This is a genomic window from Photobacterium rosenbergii (genome assembly GCF_033022775.1).
Classification (GTDB): domain Bacteria; phylum Pseudomonadota; class Gammaproteobacteria; order Enterobacterales; family Vibrionaceae; genus Photobacterium; species Photobacterium rosenbergii_A.
The window spans coordinates 422138-438509 of sequence record NZ_JAWJZI010000001.1 but is presented as its reverse complement, the minus strand read 5'-3'; the positions used below and the strand labels follow the sequence as shown (position 1 = coordinate 438509).

The 16372-nt window shown below is 46.0% G+C and carries 17 protein-coding genes; 10 read left to right on the top strand and 7 right to left on the bottom strand.

Annotated features, from left to right (window positions below; all coding sequences use genetic code 11):
- The first annotated feature begins 52 nt into the window (after positions 1–52).
- Positions 53–196 (top strand): DUF2256 domain-containing protein, encoded by a 144-nt coding sequence (locus R2X38_RS02065; protein ID WP_317520364.1) that lies wholly within the window; start codon positions 53–55, stop codon positions 194–196.
- Complete coding sequence (locus tag R2X38_RS02060; protein WP_317520363.1) at positions 189–1760, top strand: cryptochrome/photolyase family protein; 1572 nt, start codon at positions 189–191, stop codon at positions 1758–1760. Before R2X38_RS02065 ends, R2X38_RS02060 begins: the two co-directional genes overlap by 8 nt.
- Before the next feature lie 82 nt (positions 1761–1842).
- On the opposite strand, the gene R2X38_RS02055 is transcribed toward R2X38_RS02060, so the two are convergent.
- Complete coding sequence (locus tag R2X38_RS02055; RefSeq protein WP_317520362.1) at positions 1843–3102, bottom strand: hydroxymethylglutaryl-CoA reductase; 1260 nt, start codon at positions 3100–3102, stop codon at positions 1843–1845.
- A gap of 95 nt (positions 3103–3197) precedes the next feature.
- Entirely contained in the window at positions 3198–3605 is a 408-nt protein-coding gene (locus R2X38_RS02050) for an XRE family transcriptional regulator (protein ID WP_317520361.1), read from the bottom strand.
- A 102-nt stretch (positions 3606–3707) separates the two neighbouring features.
- Between R2X38_RS02050 and R2X38_RS02045 the strand changes: the two genes are divergently transcribed.
- The gene (locus R2X38_RS02045; protein ID WP_317520360.1) at positions 3708–4616 is read left to right on the top strand and encodes an aldo/keto reductase family oxidoreductase; all 909 of its coding nucleotides are present in this window, start codon (positions 3708–3710) and stop codon (positions 4614–4616) included.
- A 98-nt stretch (positions 4617–4714) separates the two neighbouring features.
- Here R2X38_RS02045 and R2X38_RS02040 read toward each other — a convergent pair whose 3' ends face one another.
- Both R2X38_RS02040 and R2X38_RS02035 read right to left on the bottom strand, forming a co-directional pair.
- A complete protein-coding gene (locus R2X38_RS02040; RefSeq protein ID WP_317520359.1) occupies positions 4715–5155 on the bottom strand; it encodes a VOC family protein in 441 nt (146 codons plus the stop codon).
- Between the two features lie 42 nt (positions 5156–5197).
- Positions 5198–5875 carry a type 1 glutamine amidotransferase domain-containing protein gene (locus R2X38_RS02035; RefSeq protein ID WP_317520358.1) on the bottom strand — a complete coding sequence of 226 codons (678 nt, stop codon included), beginning with the start codon at positions 5873–5875 and terminating at the stop codon, positions 5198–5200.
- A gap of 179 nt (positions 5876–6054) precedes the next feature.
- Here R2X38_RS02035 and R2X38_RS02030 point away from each other — a divergent pair, with 179 nt between their 5' ends.
- The 5 genes from R2X38_RS02030 (at position 6055) to R2X38_RS02010 (ending at position 9846) form a co-directional block, all read left to right on the top strand.
- Complete coding sequence (locus R2X38_RS02030) at positions 6055–6429, top strand: DUF393 domain-containing protein (RefSeq protein ID WP_317520356.1); 375 nt, start codon at positions 6055–6057, stop codon at positions 6427–6429.
- A gap of 141 nt (positions 6430–6570) precedes the next feature.
- Complete coding sequence (locus R2X38_RS02025; protein ID WP_317520355.1) at positions 6571–7758, top strand: MFS transporter; 1188 nt, start codon at positions 6571–6573, stop codon at positions 7756–7758.
- Between the two features lie 141 nt (positions 7759–7899).
- On the top strand, positions 7900–8355 hold the full coding sequence (locus R2X38_RS02020; protein ID WP_317520354.1) for a cytidine/deoxycytidylate deaminase family protein: 456 nt from the start codon (positions 7900–7902) through the stop codon (positions 8353–8355).
- Positions 8356–8485: 130 nt separating this feature from the next.
- Positions 8486–9001, top strand: a complete 516-nt coding sequence (locus tag R2X38_RS02015) for an O-acetyl-ADP-ribose deacetylase (RefSeq protein ID WP_411184445.1) — start codon at positions 8486–8488, stop codon at positions 8999–9001.
- A 299-nt stretch (positions 9002–9300) separates the two neighbouring features.
- A complete protein-coding gene (locus R2X38_RS02010; RefSeq protein ID WP_317520351.1) occupies positions 9301–9846 on the top strand; it encodes a hypothetical protein in 546 nt (181 codons plus the stop codon).
- Positions 9847–9918: 72 nt separating this feature from the next.
- Here R2X38_RS02010 and R2X38_RS02005 read toward each other — a convergent pair whose 3' ends face one another.
- Positions 9919–11598 carry an RluA family pseudouridine synthase gene (locus tag R2X38_RS02005; protein WP_317520896.1) on the bottom strand — a complete coding sequence of 560 codons (1680 nt, stop codon included), beginning with the start codon at positions 11596–11598 and terminating at the stop codon, positions 9919–9921.
- A 370-nt stretch (positions 11599–11968) separates the two neighbouring features.
- On the opposite strand from R2X38_RS02005, the gene R2X38_RS02000 reads away from it, so the two are divergent.
- Positions 11969–12808, top strand: a complete 840-nt coding sequence (locus R2X38_RS02000) for an EAL domain-containing protein (protein WP_317520350.1) — start codon at positions 11969–11971, stop codon at positions 12806–12808.
- Between the two features lie 42 nt (positions 12809–12850).
- On the opposite strand, the gene R2X38_RS01995 is transcribed toward R2X38_RS02000, so the two are convergent.
- A complete protein-coding gene (locus tag R2X38_RS01995; protein ID WP_317520349.1) occupies positions 12851–14242 on the bottom strand; it encodes a class II fumarate hydratase in 1392 nt (463 codons plus the stop codon).
- Between the two features lie 269 nt (positions 14243–14511).
- On the opposite strand from R2X38_RS01995, the gene R2X38_RS01990 reads away from it, so the two are divergent.
- Positions 14512–14790, top strand: coding sequence for a PepSY domain-containing protein (locus R2X38_RS01990; protein ID WP_317520348.1), 279 nt, complete (start codon positions 14512–14514; stop codon positions 14788–14790).
- An 82-nt stretch (positions 14791–14872) separates the two neighbouring features.
- Here R2X38_RS01990 and R2X38_RS01985 read toward each other — a convergent pair whose 3' ends face one another.
- Positions 14873–16264, bottom strand: a complete 1392-nt coding sequence (locus R2X38_RS01985; RefSeq protein WP_317520347.1) for an alpha-amylase family glycosyl hydrolase — start codon at positions 16262–16264, stop codon at positions 14873–14875.
- Between the last annotated feature and the right edge of the window lie 108 nt (positions 16265–16372).

Here is a 16372-nt window from a genome sequence, read left to right as displayed (position 1 = left end):
CAGTTAGAGACGTTTTAGTTCAGTAACTTGAAAAATGAAATAGCAACAGGACATGAAGAAATCTCACTTACCGAGCAAACAATGTGCTGTGTGTGGCCTGCCTTTTTCTTGGCGCAAGAAATGGGAAAAGGTGTGGCATGAGGTGAAGTATTGCTCGAAACGTTGTCGGATGCAGAAGAGGGTAAATCATGGATAAGCACTATAAGTGTTTGAGGTTGCTGCTTGGGGATCAACTGAATAATAAGCACTCTTGGTTTCAAGACGTTGACCATAGCACTGTATATGTGATTGCCGAGTTGCCACAGGAAATGGATTATGCGTCCCATCATATCCAAAAGATCCAAGCCTTCTTTTTGGCGATGCAGCATATGGCAGATTCGCTGACGGCATCTGGTCACCACGTCTTGCACCTGACGCTGGATGAGACGACTGAATATACGGATCTCCCTGAGTTGCTGACAGCACTCATCACACGCTTTCAGTGCCAGCGATTTGAATACCAGCAGCCGGATGAATTACGGTTACACCAGCAGCTTGATGACTTCTGTCAGCAGCTATCTATTGCCACTGTATGTGTTGATGGCGAGCACTTTATCGTGCCGTTTAACGATCTGCCTCAGTATTTCACCCGAGATAAAAATGGCCGGCTAGAAACCTTTTATCGAAAGCTTAGGAAGAAGCACCAAATTTTGATGGAGGATGAAGAGAAGCCTGAGGGAGGCAAGTGGAATTTCGATAAAGCAAACAGGGATAAACTCAAGCCCAATGATATTACAGAGCTTCCGCAGCCGCTATTGTTTGACAATGATATCTCCGATATCAACCAGCGCTTAGCTCGCCATAAGGTTAAAAGTATAGGCGTAGGTAGGGACTCATTGCTTTGGCCAGTAACCCGGAAACAATCACTGCAACTGTTGGATTTTTTCTGTACCCATTGCTTACCAAATTTCGGCCGTTTTCAGGATGCCATGACCTGCCAGGCGGATGATTTAGTTGATCAGAAGCAATGGAGCTTATACCACTCCCGGTTGTCGTTTGCGTTGAACAGTAAAATAATAAGCCCCTTAGAAGTGATCGAATGTGCAATTACCCATTACCGTTCTAGTGACGTGATTAACATTGCACAAATTGAAGGGTTTGTCCGGCAGATCCTTGGCTGGCGTGAGTTTGTCCGAGGGATATATTGGACCCATATGCCCGAGTATGCTCAGCGAAACCATCTCAATGCGAGCCAATCTCTGCCGGGGTGGTTTTGGAATGGTGAGACCAAAATGAACTGTCTTCATCACGCTATATCCCAATCCCTTGAATATGGCTATGCCCACCATATACAGCGGCTAATGGTCACCGGTAATTTTTGCATGATTGCTGGAATTGACCCTGATGAGGTTGATGCTTGGTATCTCGGTATATACGTTGACGCTATTGAATGGGTAGAAATGCCAAATACCCGTGGAATGAGCCAGTATGCTGATGGTGGTATAGTCGGAAGTAAAGCATATGCAGCTAGCGGTAACTACATCAACAAGATGAGCGACTACTGCCTGCATTGTCATTATCAAGTGAAGGAAAAAACTTCAGAAAATGCGTGTCCGCTAAACAGTCTGTATTGGCATTTTATGACGCAGCATCGTGAGCAGTTTGAACGAAACCCAAGGGTGGGGATGGTCTATCGAAATTGGGATAACCAACCTGATGAAAACCAGCAAGCTGTTCTAGATAAAGCCAAACAGTTATTGATTGATATTGAACAGTTGTAAATATGCGCTAGAAACTGAAATCTAATCGCCTCACATCGTTTTGACGAGGTGAGGCGATGTTGCTAGGAATTTAAGGTATCAGTTAGCGGGCTAACTTGTGATGTGCCCGGGAGAAATGCCCTGCACAAAAAGCGCCAACAATGGAGAGTTCGCCAGCCAAACACAGCGCAGCACAGACTTCAGAGAGTGCCTGAGAATTACCAGAACCATGCAGGCCCAGCAGGTCGAGGCAGGCTTTTTGGCTAGGCAAGGATGTCCCGCCACCTACTGTACCTACCATTAGGTTAGGCAGAGTCACCGATGCATACAGACCGCCATGCTGGTTGACTTCAATACGGGTGATACCGACTGCAGACTCCGCCACGCAGGCTGCGTCTTGACCGCAAGCAATATAGAAAGCGGCGAGGGCATTAGCATAGTGAGCATTGATACCGATACTGCCACTCAGTGTGCCACCAATGGTATTCATGCGGGCAAATTCTGCCATTTTCTGTGGCGTGGTGTGCAGCATTTTCTCGACCAAGGCTTTTTCGATATTGATTTCCGCCGTTACTTTTTTGCCGCGTACACCGCGGAGTGTTTGCGCCGTTGCTTTTTTGTCACCAGAGAGGTTGCCATCAAGAAAGGCTTCAAGCGGTTTGATTGGCGAGTGGTGCAAGATATGCTCGAACACCGCATTGGTGGAGATAGTCACCATATTTTGGCCCGAGGCATCGCCCGTCAAGTACTCGAACACAAGGTAAACATGGTTGCCTTCAATGTTCACACTGATATCAGCCAATTTACCGTGGCGAGTGGTTGATTCGGCGATACGGCGGAACTCATCATATTGGGTCACAACCCAAGCGACAAACTGACCAGCCTGCGCCAAATCATAGAAGGCAAAACACGGAGTGCGGGTCACCCCTTCGTTCAGTAGCATAGCGCTAGCACCGCCGGCTTGGGTGATGAGCTGCGATCCGCGGTTATAGGACGCCACGAGTGCGGCCTCGGTTGTTGCGAGAGGGACATGAAAATCATTTTGGGCAAACAGGCCGTTTACACGCAAAGGCCCCGCGATGCCGATCGGCATTTTGACCGTACCGATGAAGTTTTCAATGTTTTTGTAGTAGCAGAGCATCTGCTCCTGCGTGTGTCCATCGAGCAATTGCGCTTTGGCTTCCTCGTTGTCGAGCATTTGCCAGCGTCGCTCTACTGCCTTAGGCGTCAGGTAGGGGGTGCGTGGCTGTTTTTTTTCCGGCTTGGCAAAGTTAGCCCCAAGTCGTTGCTGCAGCTCGTCAGCAGTGAAGTCATTGACCACGGTTTTCATGTGATCACGTCGATGGAGATTTAGTTTTGGCATAGCAGTACTTCTTAGCTAATGACTGCGGCGGATTGTAACCCCCTAATATCAAAACACTACTCCTGCCAGTTGGGAAATTCGTGTGCTGACAGAAATCATTCAGGTTTTTCTTGTTTCGCGATACTGAGGAATGTTGCCATCCCGCTGATATCTAAGTAACCATCAGATTTTTTATGGGCTCGGAGGTACTGGTAGCCAGTCACAATTTTTAACAGATTCTCTGCTTCAGTATCGCTGATTTTTTTATCGTTCACATGCTCAAAAGCGGCATTAAGTGCCGATTTGTCGACAACTTCGGCTTGTCGGTAGAGATAACCACAACCGGTTGCCAGCCATTCCAGTGAGCAATTTGCCCGCATGGCGATTTGATTGGCCTTGGCTAAACTTGGTTCACTGCCTTTGAGGTACTTGCGGATCAGGGCTTCGCTGATATCAACCCTGCGGGCAAAGCCGCTGATGCTCTCTTCACCAATGAGGGTTTTCAGGCGAGTGGAAAAAGACATAGTTCGTACTCCAGTTCGAAGGTATGGATTTATAGCATTGCCTCGTGGGCAGAACAAGCCTAGGATGGAGTGCGAATTTTGAGTAAACGGAGTTAAGTCCAGATGGTGGCAAAAGTTGAACTCACCCCGAACGGGCAGCAGTTTTCTGAGTTAGTTCAAGGATATTGGCGTCTAGCTGATTGGCATATGAGCCCGCAGGAGCGTTTGAGCTTCCTCAAGCAACATATTGAGCTGGGTATTACCACTGTTGATCATGCCGATATCTACGGCGGTTATACTTGTGAGCAGCTGTTTGGTGAAGCACTGGCAATTGATCCGAGTGTGTGTGAGCAAATTGAAATCGTGACCAAGTGCGACATCAACCTTTGCAGCGACTTGGTGCCAGAGCGTAAGATCAATCACTACGATACCAGCAAGCAGCATATTGTTAACTCGGTGAACAATTCGTTGTCGCGATTGAATGTAGAGAATATCGATGTGTTGCTGATCCACCGTCCGGATGTTTTGATGGACGCTGACGAGGTTGCTGAAGCGTTCGCTGAGCTAAAGCAGCAGGGCAAAGTGAATCACTTCGGTGTGTCTAACTTCACACCTTCACAGTTCGAGTTGCTGCAATCCCGCTTGGATGCTCCTTTGGTAACCAACCAAGTCGAGATCAACCCGCTGAACTTTGAAGTGGCGCATGACGGTACACTTGATCAACTGCAGATGAAGCGTGTTAAGCCGATGGCGTGGTCATGTTTGGGTGGCGGTGCAATCTTCTCTGGCCAGTCAGAGCAACAAGTTCGTGTTCGTAATGAACTGGAAGCCATTCGTGAAGAAGTGGGGGCCGAGAGTATTGATCAGGTTATTTATGCCTGGGTACGCCGTTTGCCTTCAAACCCGCTACCGATTATCGGTTCAGGTAAAATTGAGCGCGTGCAAACGGCTGTGGATGCATTGAACATCACATTGACACGTGAGCAGTGGTACCGAGTTTGGGTTGCCTCGAAAGGCCATGGTGTGCCATAGAGCTGGCTATTTTATGTTAGACACAATCATCTATTAGGTGAGAAATAATAGAAGGCCCTAATTAAAAGTAAGGGCCTTTATTTCATTTCAATAATGAATTACCACTGGCCGGAGTTTTCCATTGAAACCCAAGGCTCGGCAGGTGCAAGTGCCTCGCCTTTTTGCAGTAGCTCAATAGAAATTCCGTCAGGGGAGCGGACAAATGCCATATGGCCATCACGAGGTGGACGATTGATGGTTACGCCACTTGACTGTAGGTGCGCACACAGGTCATAGATATTATCAACACGGAAAGCCAGGTGACCGAAGTTACGACCACCCGTGTACTCTTCTTTGTCCCAGTTGTAGGTCAATTCAACCAAAGGAGCGCTGGTGGTTTTGGCATTCTCCGCGTCACCTGGAGCAGCAAGGAAGACCAATGTAAAGCGACCTTTTTCACTTTCTTTACGGTTAGTTTCTACTAGGCCCAGTTTGTTACAGTAGAAATCTAGCGATGCATCAAGATCGCTGACTCGTACCATAGTATGTAAATATTCCATTGTACGTCCTGTTATTGTTAGCTATTGCTCAACGCCAAGTTACTATTCTAACAGTAAATCTGCAACAGCTTCGCCAACACCAGCGGCCGATTGGGGGTTTTGGCCAGTGATAAGGTGCCCGTCAATGACGACATTATTGGCCCAGGCCTCTGCGCCAATAAAAGTCGCATGGGCTTGTTTGAGTTTGTCTTCAAGCGAGAATGGAACAACGCCAGTTAGCCCAACAGCTTCTTCTTCCTCGTTGGTAAAACCGGTGACTTTCATGTTGGCAATTAGGTGGTCGCCATTACTGTAAGTCATGTTAACCAAAGCGGCAGGGCCATGGCAGATAGCGGCTAAGATACCATTTTGTTGATAGATAGCGATGGCGACACGTTTGACGTGCTCATCATCGGGGAAATCCCACATGGTGCCGTGACCGCCGGCAAATACGATGGCCTGATAGTCAGAAGGCATGATGTTGTTGAGGGAATGGCTGTTTTTTAATTGATCAACTAGGTCCGGATTGGCCAGAAAGCGGGCGTTAGCTTCATCTTCTTCATCCCAACTCTTAGGATCAATGGGGGTTTCACCGCCAGCGATTGACACAATGTCTACCTCGACCCCTTTGTCTGCCAGAGCAAAGTAGGGGTGGGTTAATTCAGATAGCCAGAATCCAGTAGTTGTTCCTGTATTGCCCAATGCCGCATGGCTGGTAACCACAATTAATGCTTTTGCCATAATCATACTCCCTCAAGTAAGAGATAAAACTCACAGCGAAAGCATAGTATATCTGTATGACTTTATGGGGCGTCCGTAGGTGGAAGCTGTGCGTGTTGCTGTTATGCCTTCTCTCTACTTTTAGCCTCGCTACAATTTAAATAGACGTGAAATATAATACTGAATACTGGGAGAGGAAAATGTCAAAGCGGAAGTTGACCATTTTCTATGACGGTGCTTGCCCGAGTTGTGTCGATGACCGCAATTGGTTTGAGCGGCGCCTCAGGCAGCCTGACAATATTGATTGGTATGATATTACTGGCAAGGAAGAGGACTTGAGGGCGTTGGGAATAGACCCTTATCTTGCTGTTAGGGAACTCCATGTAATGAATGTGGAGGGGGAGATCTTCAAGGAGTTAGATGCCTACATCCTGTTGTTTAAACAGGTATGGTATTTACGACCAATAGCATGGGTGATGGCTTTGCCTTTTGTGAAAATACGGCTTTCTCGCGGGTACAGAAAAATGGTAGATCGACGTTTGGCTAGGCAGGGACGGATAGAAAGCGATAATTGAAGGTAAGTTGTTCAGCTCTACCAAGCATCCATAAATGAAGACAAATCGTCTGCTCAGCAAGGGCGATGATTTTACATAGCCTTTTTTTACTAGGCTGATAAGCTAGTTGAATATTATTTTATCAGTAACAGTAGGGAAGCTATGCTCGCTACACGTCAGGAGCAGGGGTGGAGTACCCCGCAAAATTTTTTGATCTTAATTTCAATTATTGTCCCGGTTGCTTTTTCAAGCTGGCAGGCACTACTTAATAATTTTGTCATTGAAGAAGCGGCCTTTACCGGGGCTGATATCGGTCTATTACAAAGTGTGCGTGAAATACCGGGTTTTCTCGCCTTCACTGCCGTTTTTGTACTGCTGTTTATTCGTGAACAGAGGTTTATGATCCTATCGCTTGCGATGCTAACGATCGGGGTAGCAATTACTGGCTTTTTCCCTTCTGTAGGCGGCATATTAATGACAACCTTGCTGATGTCGACGGGGTTCCATTATTTTGAAACGCTCAAACAGTCCCTTTCGCTACAATGGCTGAGCAAAGATGAAGCGCCAGAAGTACTAGGCAAGCTGATCTCTGTTGGCGCATTAGCTTCGCTTTGTACCTATGGGGCTTTATGGCTGATGCTGGAACAGTTTGAGTTATCGTTCAAGTGGGTTTACCTTATTACCGGAACGGCGGCTTTCGCCGTCTTGGTGTTTATCGCCTTGGCATTTCCAGAGTTTAAGAGTGAAACTGTACAGACCAAAAAATTGGTTTTTCGTAAGCGCTACTGGCTTTACTATGCACTGACATTTATGAGTGGTGCTCGCCGGCAGATCTTCATTGTCTTCGCTGGCTTTCTAATGGTTGAAAAGTTCGGTTATTCTGCCGCAGACATTACCTTACTGTTCTTAATCAACTATTTATTCAATTGGCTATTTGCGAAAAAAATCGGTCGTTTCATTGGTAAAGTTGGTGAGCGTAAGGCCTTGGTGTTCGAATATGTTGGCCTCATAGCCGTCTTTGCCGGTTATGCGGTTGTCGAGCAGGCCGAAGCCGCGGCTGTACTGTATGTGGTTGACCATTTGTTTTTTGCCTTAGCATTGGCGATGAAAACCTATTTCCAGAAAATTGCCGACCCTGCAGATATGGCCTCGACAGCTGGCGTTGCGTTTACCATCAATCATATTGCAGCAGTTGTTATACCGGTTAGTTTCGGGCTGCTTTGGCTAACGTCTCCATCAGCAGTATTTTTTGCAGGATCTGCCATGGCCGGAGTGTCGTTGCTGTTGTCGCTGAATATTCCAACTAAACCAGAAGAAGGCAATGAAGTGAGGGTATTAGCCTGGCGCTAAAATGCACAATCATTGACAAGGTCGGACTTGAGTGATGAGCATAAGTTTTGCATCATATATCCCATTGATTTCAAGACCGGCTTTTGGGCGTTGCTTGAACTTATAGAACAATACCGATAACGAGTAAGAAAGGTAAAGATCATGATTTCGAAATGGGCAGTGCGCTTTTTTCAAATGGCGGAGCTAGTAGGCTCATGGAGTAAAGATCCTTCGACCCAAGTTGGTGCGGTGATCACCAAAGGGAACCGAATTGTGTCGGTAGGCTTTAATGGCTATCCCCATGGCGTGTCAGACAGTGCTGATACTGATGATCGCGAAATGAAGCTACTAAAAACACTTCACGCAGAGGAAAATGCCATTTTGTTTGCTAAGCGTGACTTGGCAGACTGTGATATCTGGGTAACGCATTTCCCTTGTCCAAACTGTGCCGCGAAAATTATTCAAACTGGCATCTCCACTGTACATTGCCCTGAGCAAACTGAAGACTTCTTGTCTCGCTGGGGGGATAAAATCCAGGTGAGCCAGGAGATGTTCGAACAGGCGGGTGTAGCCGTGAACTGGCTACCACTTGATGAGCTTGACCGCAGAGCTAACTAAGTGTTGGCATCAAAATGCTCTACTTTGGAAGAGGCTGCGTAGTGCAGCCTCTTTCGTATTCCCAATCCCATCTGATAAACTTCTTCCAACTTCTACTATTACTGCGTGACTGTTTTAACTTGAGAGGCGCATGATGGCTATTCAAATAGTGCAAGGCGATATCACGAAGGCTTCAGTCGATGCGATTGTCAATGCGGCGAATCCTACCATGCTGGGTGGTGGCGGGGTTGATGGTGCTATTCATCGTGCCGCGGGACCTGAACTATTGGCAGCCTGTCGGGAAGTACCAGTTATTAACGGGGTGAGGTGTCCGTTTGGTGAAGCCAGGATCACAACGGCGGGGAATCTGCCTGCGAAGTTTGTCATACACACTGCAGGCCCTATTTATTCACAATCCGAAGAGCCAGAGAGGGTGCTAGCCTCCTCTTATCGCAATGCTATGCGGCTTGCATTGGAAAATGGCTGTCAAAGTATTGCTTTCCCAGCGATATCCTGTGGGGTATATGGTTATCCACTGCGTGAGGCCGCAGAGATAGCAATAGATGTCTGCTCGGAAAGTGATTTCCAGCAACTAGAAAAGTCATTCTATCTATTTAGTGACGATATTGTGAATGTCTGGCGGCAGGTGATGAGTCAAAAAGGCTAACTCAATGTGAAATGAGACAACTTGGGTATATAAACAGGATTAGCAACAAACTATCCCCAGAAACTGTGGATAACTCGCAAAAATGATAAGGTAAGATCATAGTTACGGCTTGATTTATATAGTAAATATTACCCGGTGTAAGTTTATTATATTTTGTTGATGGTTTTTATGTCTATGTTAATGGCTGGTTTGTGGTTTTTATATAGTGTTTAATTCTGTTTCAGCTGGCAAAAACGCTTGTTTCATCAGGTCTACACCATTAGTATCTACGCCGAATTTTACCTTGTGGAGATACTTTAATGGACTTTATCGTCGAGGTGCTGGGCTGGACCAGTGTTGCCTTTTACATTTCACTGACTATTTTCAACAGTATGAAGGCAACGCGCTTTGCCGCGTTTGGCTCTGCTGCGAACGATACAGTTTGGGCTTTGTTGATGGGGTGGTACCCAAAGGTAATTCTTAACCTTGCGGTAGCAAGTGTTAACTCTTATCGTTATGCGAAAGACTTCATGAAAGTCTCCAAGGTACTGCTGATAGCCTTGGGTAGCATCATGGCGGCAGGCATTGGTTACATTCTTTATGTGGCGGTATCTTCTTTTGTCGCCGAGCCAACATTAGCTGTCGGCTTCCAGTTCATGGATCTGGGTATTATCCTGACCGCAATTTATATGACTAGCCTGCGTAAGTACCGAGTGCTTATGCTGATGTCTGGCTTCGTTGGCATGGTAGGTTATTACGGTAACCCTCAGATGATGATCATCAAAGCCTTGGTGATCGGCATTATGTCTTATAAGCTGTACAAAAACCAAGACGAAAGCACCCAAGCGGCAGCTGCTCAGTCGTAATCAGAGTTGAAAAAGAAAGCCCCGGATCCTTTGGGTTCCGGGGCTTTTTTATGTCCATAAATAGGATGTGGCTTAAAATTCTGCTTCTACTTGGAACACCATCGGCTCGCCCGTAATTGGGTGGACTAGCTCCAAACGTTCAGCATGCAGGTGAAGACGGTTGGCTTTCACACCATACAAATCATCACCTAGGATAGGCATATTCAGCCCTGAAGCGTGGGCACAGTGGACACGTAATTGGTGAGTTCGGCCTGTTTTCGGGTATAGATGGACTTTAGTGTATTTCTCACTGCGGCTGATGACTTCCCACTTGGTTTCAGCGGGCTTACCGTGTTCGTAGCAGACCAACTGGCGAGGACGGTCATTGAGATCGCCACGCATCGGCAGGTTGATATAACCCGTATCGTGCTCCAAAACACCATCAATTAACGCTGCGTAGCGTTTCTGAACCGTACGCTGGATAAACTGTTTCTGCAGACTCTTGTTCGCACGTTTGGATATGGCGATAACCATCAGGCCTGAAGTAGACATATCGAGGCGATGAACTATCAATGGCCCCGTTGCTTTAGGGAACTGATGCTTCATTCTTAGGTAAACCGAATCTTCGATGGTTTTACCCGGAACAGACAAGAACTCAGCCGGCTTATTGACCACGGCCATATCTTCGTCCTGGTAGATAATCTCAACGCTTTTCCCTTCGGCAGGGTTAGTGAGCAGCGGGTTATCATCAAGCTCCATACCGTCTAGCATGTGGGTCAGGATAGGTTGGCACTTACCTTGGCACGAAGGGTAGTAGTGCTTGTGGCGTCGAATTTCAGACTTGGGTGAGCTGCCCCACCAAAATTCAGCCATCGCGATAGGCGTCATATTGTGTTTAAACGCGTACTGAAGCAGCTTTGGTGCAGCACATTCACCGGCTCCTGCGGGTGGGACGCCTTGTGCAGTGTCGACAAAAAGCTCACCTAGGCATTTTTCTTCACCTTTGCTACTGAGAAAGCGGTACTGTTCAAACAGCTGTTGCTGCAGGGAAGAAGAGAAATTACGGCGTTGTTCAATCAAAGGCGTGATTTCATTTTGCCAGTGATCGAGCTGTTCTTGTTTTTTTGCAATTTCAGCTTCCCAGTGAATTTTGAGATCGCGAAGCTGTAGCTTTTCAATCACGCTTTCTTGGCTAAGTTGTTTTTTCAGCTCGTTTCGCACTTCAGGGTCAAGATCAGCGCTTGCAGCCCGCTTTGCTTTACGGACTTTTCTTGCTTCGACCATATTGCTGCGATGGGCCGCTAATGCCTCACTGGCGTTAGTGTGTGCTTCCTTTAGCGCTTTTTTCGCTTCAGCAAGTGCAGGGTTGGCTTCTAAGCGTCTGATCTGCTGGCTAAGTTCATTGAGTGTATCTTGGCCGCTAAGAAAAAAGCTGCCTTCTGCAAGCATATCGAACACAGGCGGGACGAAATGGGGTAATAAGTTTTGATCGGCAATTTTTCCTGAAAATGCAGATAGGAAGCCGATTTCACCCTGCTGGTTTTTCACCAGAAGGACACCAAACATTTTACCGATAGCGGATTCAGCTTCGCCATCTAAGCCAAAGTTATGCTGCCAGCCAGTTTGCGTCTCTAGGTGCTGCTGAAGCTGTTCTGCTGCAACAATACACAGAGGGTGAGGTTCGTAGTAGAACGGGTATGTAAAACGCTCGGGCAATTCATATTGCTCGATAGATGAGGTAAAGGGCGTAAAACAATGTTCCGGGGCGTGCATAAGCTGATCTTTGGTGAAGTTATCCAGTCCTACCAAATCCACAAAGAAGCCGATAGGGATTAAGGGCGGCAATTCTACCTGTAAGACGATGTGAGATCACCTTTCGCTACCATTTTGATGGAAACTGATTGTAAAGTCGCAAAAATTTATGCGGTGTGTTGCATTTGGGGGGGGGGAGAATTAAGTATTCGTGTTGGTTCATATTTATGTGGTATTTGCTGCCAATGAGATTTTTTTAAGTAATAAAATGTTTCTTGTCGTCAGTATGAATTGTCAAGATATTGTAAATTAACTAAATGACGTTAGGATATGGTCTAACCTATTTTAGATAGTTGTTATTTGGCAATAGTCTTTATTAGGGCATTTTATTGTGGATAAAATTTTAAGAACAAGAGATGAAATTGAAAGGCATCTCCTTTTGCAAAAGGAGGGGCAGTCTGTTGCTTTGTATCAAGGACTTGTTCTTAAAAGTGTTTTTCAGCCAATAGTAAAGGCGAGTGGCCGTATCTTTGCTTACGAAGCCCTAATGAGGGTATATAACTCCGAAGGGGTGCTACTTAATAATGGTGATTTGATCAATCATTACCGAGGCCACACAGCTCATTTATTAAATATTGATCGCCTTGCACGAGTGATTCATCTCAGAAATTTCTCTCGGCCGCAAACCTCAACGAAATTATTTATTAACATGATGCCGGCCACCATACTTTTTTGCGAAAATGAAGGGTTGGTTGATTCTATTTTACTGCCTCGAATTTATGAACTTGGCTTAAAGCCTGAGCAAATTTACGTCGAGATTTTAGAGCACCACACTGATGATGATATAGCTTTGACACGGGCGATACGACAGTTAAAGCAAGCAGGGTTTAATATTGTTATTGATGACTTTGGCGTAGAGGGATCGTCAGAGCAGCGTGCAAGGGCGGTGTCTCCGAACATAATCAAAGCCGATGCTTCACTGTTAGTTGAGTATGTAAAGGGAAACACGAAACCGCTCTTGGACGTATGCGAGTTGTGTAGGGAGCTGGGTTCAAAATTCATTATCGAAGGCGTCGAAGACTTGAAAGGTTATCATGCTGCAATTTCGTTAGGGGCCGATTACCTCCAGGGCTTTTATGTTGGTTTTCCTCAACTCATAAATGTAGAAAGTCAAAGTACCTCAAACTTTAATCAAGTGAATAATAAGGGGAATGCTGGCCAGCCCAGTTAGTGTGCTTCGGCTGGCCAATATATTAGCCAATGAATTGCATCGCTAATTTTTATCTGCGACGCCGCCTTGAGTCAAATGGTGTGGTTCAAGGAGTTTTTCTAGTTCACTCCTACTGATTTCCGTTTCCTCTTCAGCGACATCAATGATGTTTCGTTGTTCCTTGTAGGCTTTTTTCGCAATCTTAGCGGCTTTTAGGTAACCAATAATTGGGTTGAGAGCTGTAACCAGAATAGGATTGCGGGCCAAGGCTTTTTCCAGCGTATCCTGTTTCACTTGGAAGGTATCAATGGCTTTGTTTGCAAGGAGTTCCAGCGAGCTCGCTAGCAACTCGATACTTTGCAAAGTATTATAAGCAATGACGGGTAACATGACATTGAGCTGAAAGTTACCCGACTGCCCCGCAATCGCTATGGTGGTATCGTTTCCCATCACTTGCGCGGCGACCATGGCCGATGATTCAGGAATAACGGGATTCACTTTGCCTGGCATAATGGACGACCCCGGTTGTAAAGGCTCTAGCTCAATTTCACCGAGCCCTGCGAGTGGGCCCGAGTTCATCCACCTCAAGTCATTACTGATTTTCATCAGGGCAACAGCTGTAGTTTTAAGTTGGCCTGACAAGCTGACAATCGCGTCTTGGCTACTGAGGTTATAAAAGAAGTTATCACTGACCGTAAAATTAATTTCTGTAGAAACAGAGATGTTGTTGGCAAATATGGCTGAAAACTCCGGCGCGGAATTAATACCAGTCCCTACTGCTGTACCGCCTTGGCCAAGGGCAGTCACATTGTCCAGTGACATCACAACCCCATGGCGGGCTTTGCAAAACTGGGTTTTCCAGCCCTCGAGCTCCTGGCCGAGAGTAACTGGCATGGCATCCATCAAATGGGTGCGTCCTGTTTTGGTGAGGTGCCCTATAGTAAGCGACTTATTCTCAAGTGAAGTAATAATGTGGTCAAAAGCGGGTAGCAACAACCGATGACAAGCGAGTGCTGAACTGACTTGAATGGCGGTTGGAATCACATCATTACTGCTTTGTCCCATATTGACATCATCATTGGCACTGACATCATCACCTAACTTCTGGGTAGCTAAAGTTGCGATAACTTCATTGGCATTCATATTTGAACTGGTGCCAGAGCCGGTTTGAAATATATCGACAGGGAAATGCTCTAAATGCTGTCCGTCAATAATTTCCTGACAGCTGTCGATAATGGCGTGAGCTTTATCGAAGTCCAGCAACTCAAGTTCAAGGTTGCTTCTTGCCGCCGCCTGTTTGATGAATGCAAGAGCTTGGATGAAAAGGGTAGGCATAGGAATGCCGCTGACGGGGAAATTATCAATAGCGCGCTGTGTCTGTGCGCGGTAAAGCGCATTGGCTGGGACCTTTACTTCCCCCATGCTGTCAACTTCTGTTCGGTATCTTGATGTCATGGTGCCCCCTTCGGAAGCAGAAATGAAGGTGTTACGAAAAGCTTAGATGCATTTCATAAAACAGGAAGATTTAACGAAGCACTGACTTGCATCGCCAAAACAATAGATAGAATCCCAGAAATGAAGCGAGATCTATACAAATGAGGGATCATACTTAGTTTTATATTAATAAATGCGTGATGGGTTTCACACCTTGCATGCTGTGTAAGCAGGCTATTGCCTGCACATTTGTTATTATGCGCTGAGTAGTAATGGTTACAGGTGGATGTATGAAAGTTATGTTGAAATCTCTGTTAGCGGTGCTCACAGCGAGTTGTTTTTCTCTACCTGCCTATGCTGACCCGGTTGAGCGTTCAGCCTCACCGGAACTGACTGTGCCTAAGGCAATGAGGATGTTGCAAAGCCATGGTTACCACGATTTTCGTAAGATCAAAGTTGAACGAGATGAGCATGAAATTGAAGTAGAGGCGAGGAACGCCGATGGCCATCGCGTTGAGATTGAAATGGATCTCTTTAGTGGCAAAATTCTGGCTGTCGAGAGAGATTAAGTTTCTACCTATTTGAATTTATGGAAGCCGCACTTTGCATTTATCAACAATAAATGCACTGTGCGGCTTTTTGTTATGGCATTCAGCCTAGCAAGTCGCTAAGAGCCAGCATGGCACAACTTTGCCCAGCGATAGTGAACTGATTGGATACCACTTCATATGAGATTGAGTTCTTTTCATCGGAATTCATCAGGACACTAAACTCACCCGGAGGTAGCTCAACGGCCAGTTGTTCACTTCCCCTATTAATCGCAACGATCCCCTTATCTTCCCTGCTAAAGACTAAATGATCCTCTCCTTTATCAAGTACTCTCATAGGCAGGCATTGCATCAGGTTGTGGAAGGTGATCATTTGAACGAGAAGCGGATCGTTCCAGGTATCTTTCCATCGAGGTAGTCCTCTGTTATTTGCAATTTGGCTGGTATCTAAATCGCTATAGATCAATGGAACACCACCATCACGCCCCAAAATATAACAGTATGCGAAGAGCTCGTTACGCTCAGTCATTACCTGATCCAAGAACACGTCATTATTTGGGATGTCGTGGGTGATTGCGAAGGTAATAGCTCTGTCGTAAGCTAATGCTTGTCCAACAGAGTAAGGATTATCAAGTTCAGCAAGCGGTTGGCCTTTTGCAAACACATTGTACATGGCATGGAATAGAGGGAAATCATACGCCCCTAAGCTTGTTCCCTTTAAATATGGGGCTAAGAACAACTCATATTCTTCTTTCGTCGCCCCTCCGTCCGTGATGATTTCACCAAAAATATGGACATCAGCGCTAATATCTTTGTCCCATACCAATTGTATATGTTCGAGGGTTAGGTGCTTGGCAGCATCTATTCGGAACCCTTTTATACCTAATTGCTTTAAACAGGCAATATAGCTTTTCTGTTGTTTTACTACATTTTGGTTACATTTCAGTGTCGGTAATCCAGGATCTTCACTGCCACCGCTGATCCTGCCGTGTTGAACTTCCCAGGGATCAGTCCAATTTTTGATGGGAAACGCCTTGATAAAATCCCGCTCAGTAAATAGAGGCTTAGTTAGATCTCCAAATAATTTCAGCTTTTCATAATATTCTGCTGATTGCTGATATTCATCCAATACCTGATCAGATGGGAAAGTTAAATCGTCTCTGAGGTATGACTCATTGGCCATGTGATTGAAGACAACATCGACATAAACATGCACGTCATGTTCTTTTAATACTGCTGTCATCTTACGGAAATCTTGGGTATTACCCAGCTGGTTGTCGATTACTCGATAATCTTGCGGTTGGTAGCGCTGCCACCATTCTGTACCGCTTTCATGTTTGTATGATTTCAGAGGAGGTGAGACAAGTACGGCCTTATAGCCTGATCTTGCAATGTCTTTAGCATACTGCGTGACTCGATTGTACGGCCAGTCAAAGGCATGGAGAATGACATTGGTCGCTTTGATTGTCGTCTTAGTAGTATAGCTGGTGGTCATGGTTTGTGTCCCTTCAATGAACTGAGTGCAGTCTACCGCTGGCTGATGAAAAAGTATTCAGCTGTTTGATTAAAAAAAGGGGAGTAGCAGAGGGGGAGTAGCCAGACC

What these genes read in the sequence shown, in the direction of transcription:
- R2X38_RS02020 (WP_317520354.1), top strand. Translation starts at nt 7,900, where the DNA reads ATGATTTCGAAATGGGCAGTGCGCTTTTTTCAAATGGCGGAGCTAGTA.
- R2X38_RS01985 (WP_317520347.1), bottom strand. Translation starts at nt 16,264, where the DNA reads ATGACCACCAGCTATACTACTAAGACGACAATCAAAGCGACCAATGTC.
- R2X38_RS02005 (WP_317520896.1), bottom strand. Translation starts at nt 11,598, where the DNA reads ATGCACGCCCCGGAACATTGTTTTACGCCCTTTACCTCATCTATCGAG.
- R2X38_RS02050 (WP_317520361.1), bottom strand. Translation starts at nt 3,605, where the DNA reads ATGTCTTTTTCCACTCGCCTGAAAACCCTCATTGGTGAAGAGAGCATC.
- R2X38_RS02060 (WP_317520363.1), top strand. Translation starts at nt 189, where the DNA reads ATGGATAAGCACTATAAGTGTTTGAGGTTGCTGCTTGGGGATCAACTG.
- R2X38_RS02035 (WP_317520358.1), bottom strand. Translation starts at nt 5,875, where the DNA reads ATGGCAAAAGCATTAATTGTGGTTACCAGCCATGCGGCATTGGGCAAT.
- R2X38_RS02055 (WP_317520362.1), bottom strand. Translation starts at nt 3,102, where the DNA reads ATGCCAAAACTAAATCTCCATCGACGTGATCACATGAAAACCGTGGTC.
- R2X38_RS02030 (WP_317520356.1), top strand. Translation starts at nt 6,055, where the DNA reads ATGTCAAAGCGGAAGTTGACCATTTTCTATGACGGTGCTTGCCCGAGT.
- R2X38_RS02045 (WP_317520360.1), top strand. Translation starts at nt 3,708, where the DNA reads ATGGTGGCAAAAGTTGAACTCACCCCGAACGGGCAGCAGTTTTCTGAG.
- R2X38_RS02015 (WP_411184445.1), top strand. Translation starts at nt 8,486, where the DNA reads ATGATGGCTATTCAAATAGTGCAAGGCGATATCACGAAGGCTTCAGTC.
- R2X38_RS02025 (WP_317520355.1), top strand. Translation starts at nt 6,571, where the DNA reads ATGCTCGCTACACGTCAGGAGCAGGGGTGGAGTACCCCGCAAAATTTT.
- R2X38_RS01990 (WP_317520348.1), top strand. Translation starts at nt 14,512, where the DNA reads ATGAAAGTTATGTTGAAATCTCTGTTAGCGGTGCTCACAGCGAGTTGT.
- R2X38_RS02040 (WP_317520359.1), bottom strand. Translation starts at nt 5,155, where the DNA reads ATGGAATATTTACATACTATGGTACGAGTCAGCGATCTTGATGCATCG.
- R2X38_RS01995 (WP_317520349.1), bottom strand. Translation starts at nt 14,242, where the DNA reads ATGACATCAAGATACCGAACAGAAGTTGACAGCATGGGGGAAGTAAAG.
- R2X38_RS02010 (WP_317520351.1), top strand. Translation starts at nt 9,301, where the DNA reads ATGGACTTTATCGTCGAGGTGCTGGGCTGGACCAGTGTTGCCTTTTAC.
- R2X38_RS02065 (WP_317520364.1), top strand. Translation starts at nt 53, where the DNA reads ATGAAGAAATCTCACTTACCGAGCAAACAATGTGCTGTGTGTGGCCTG.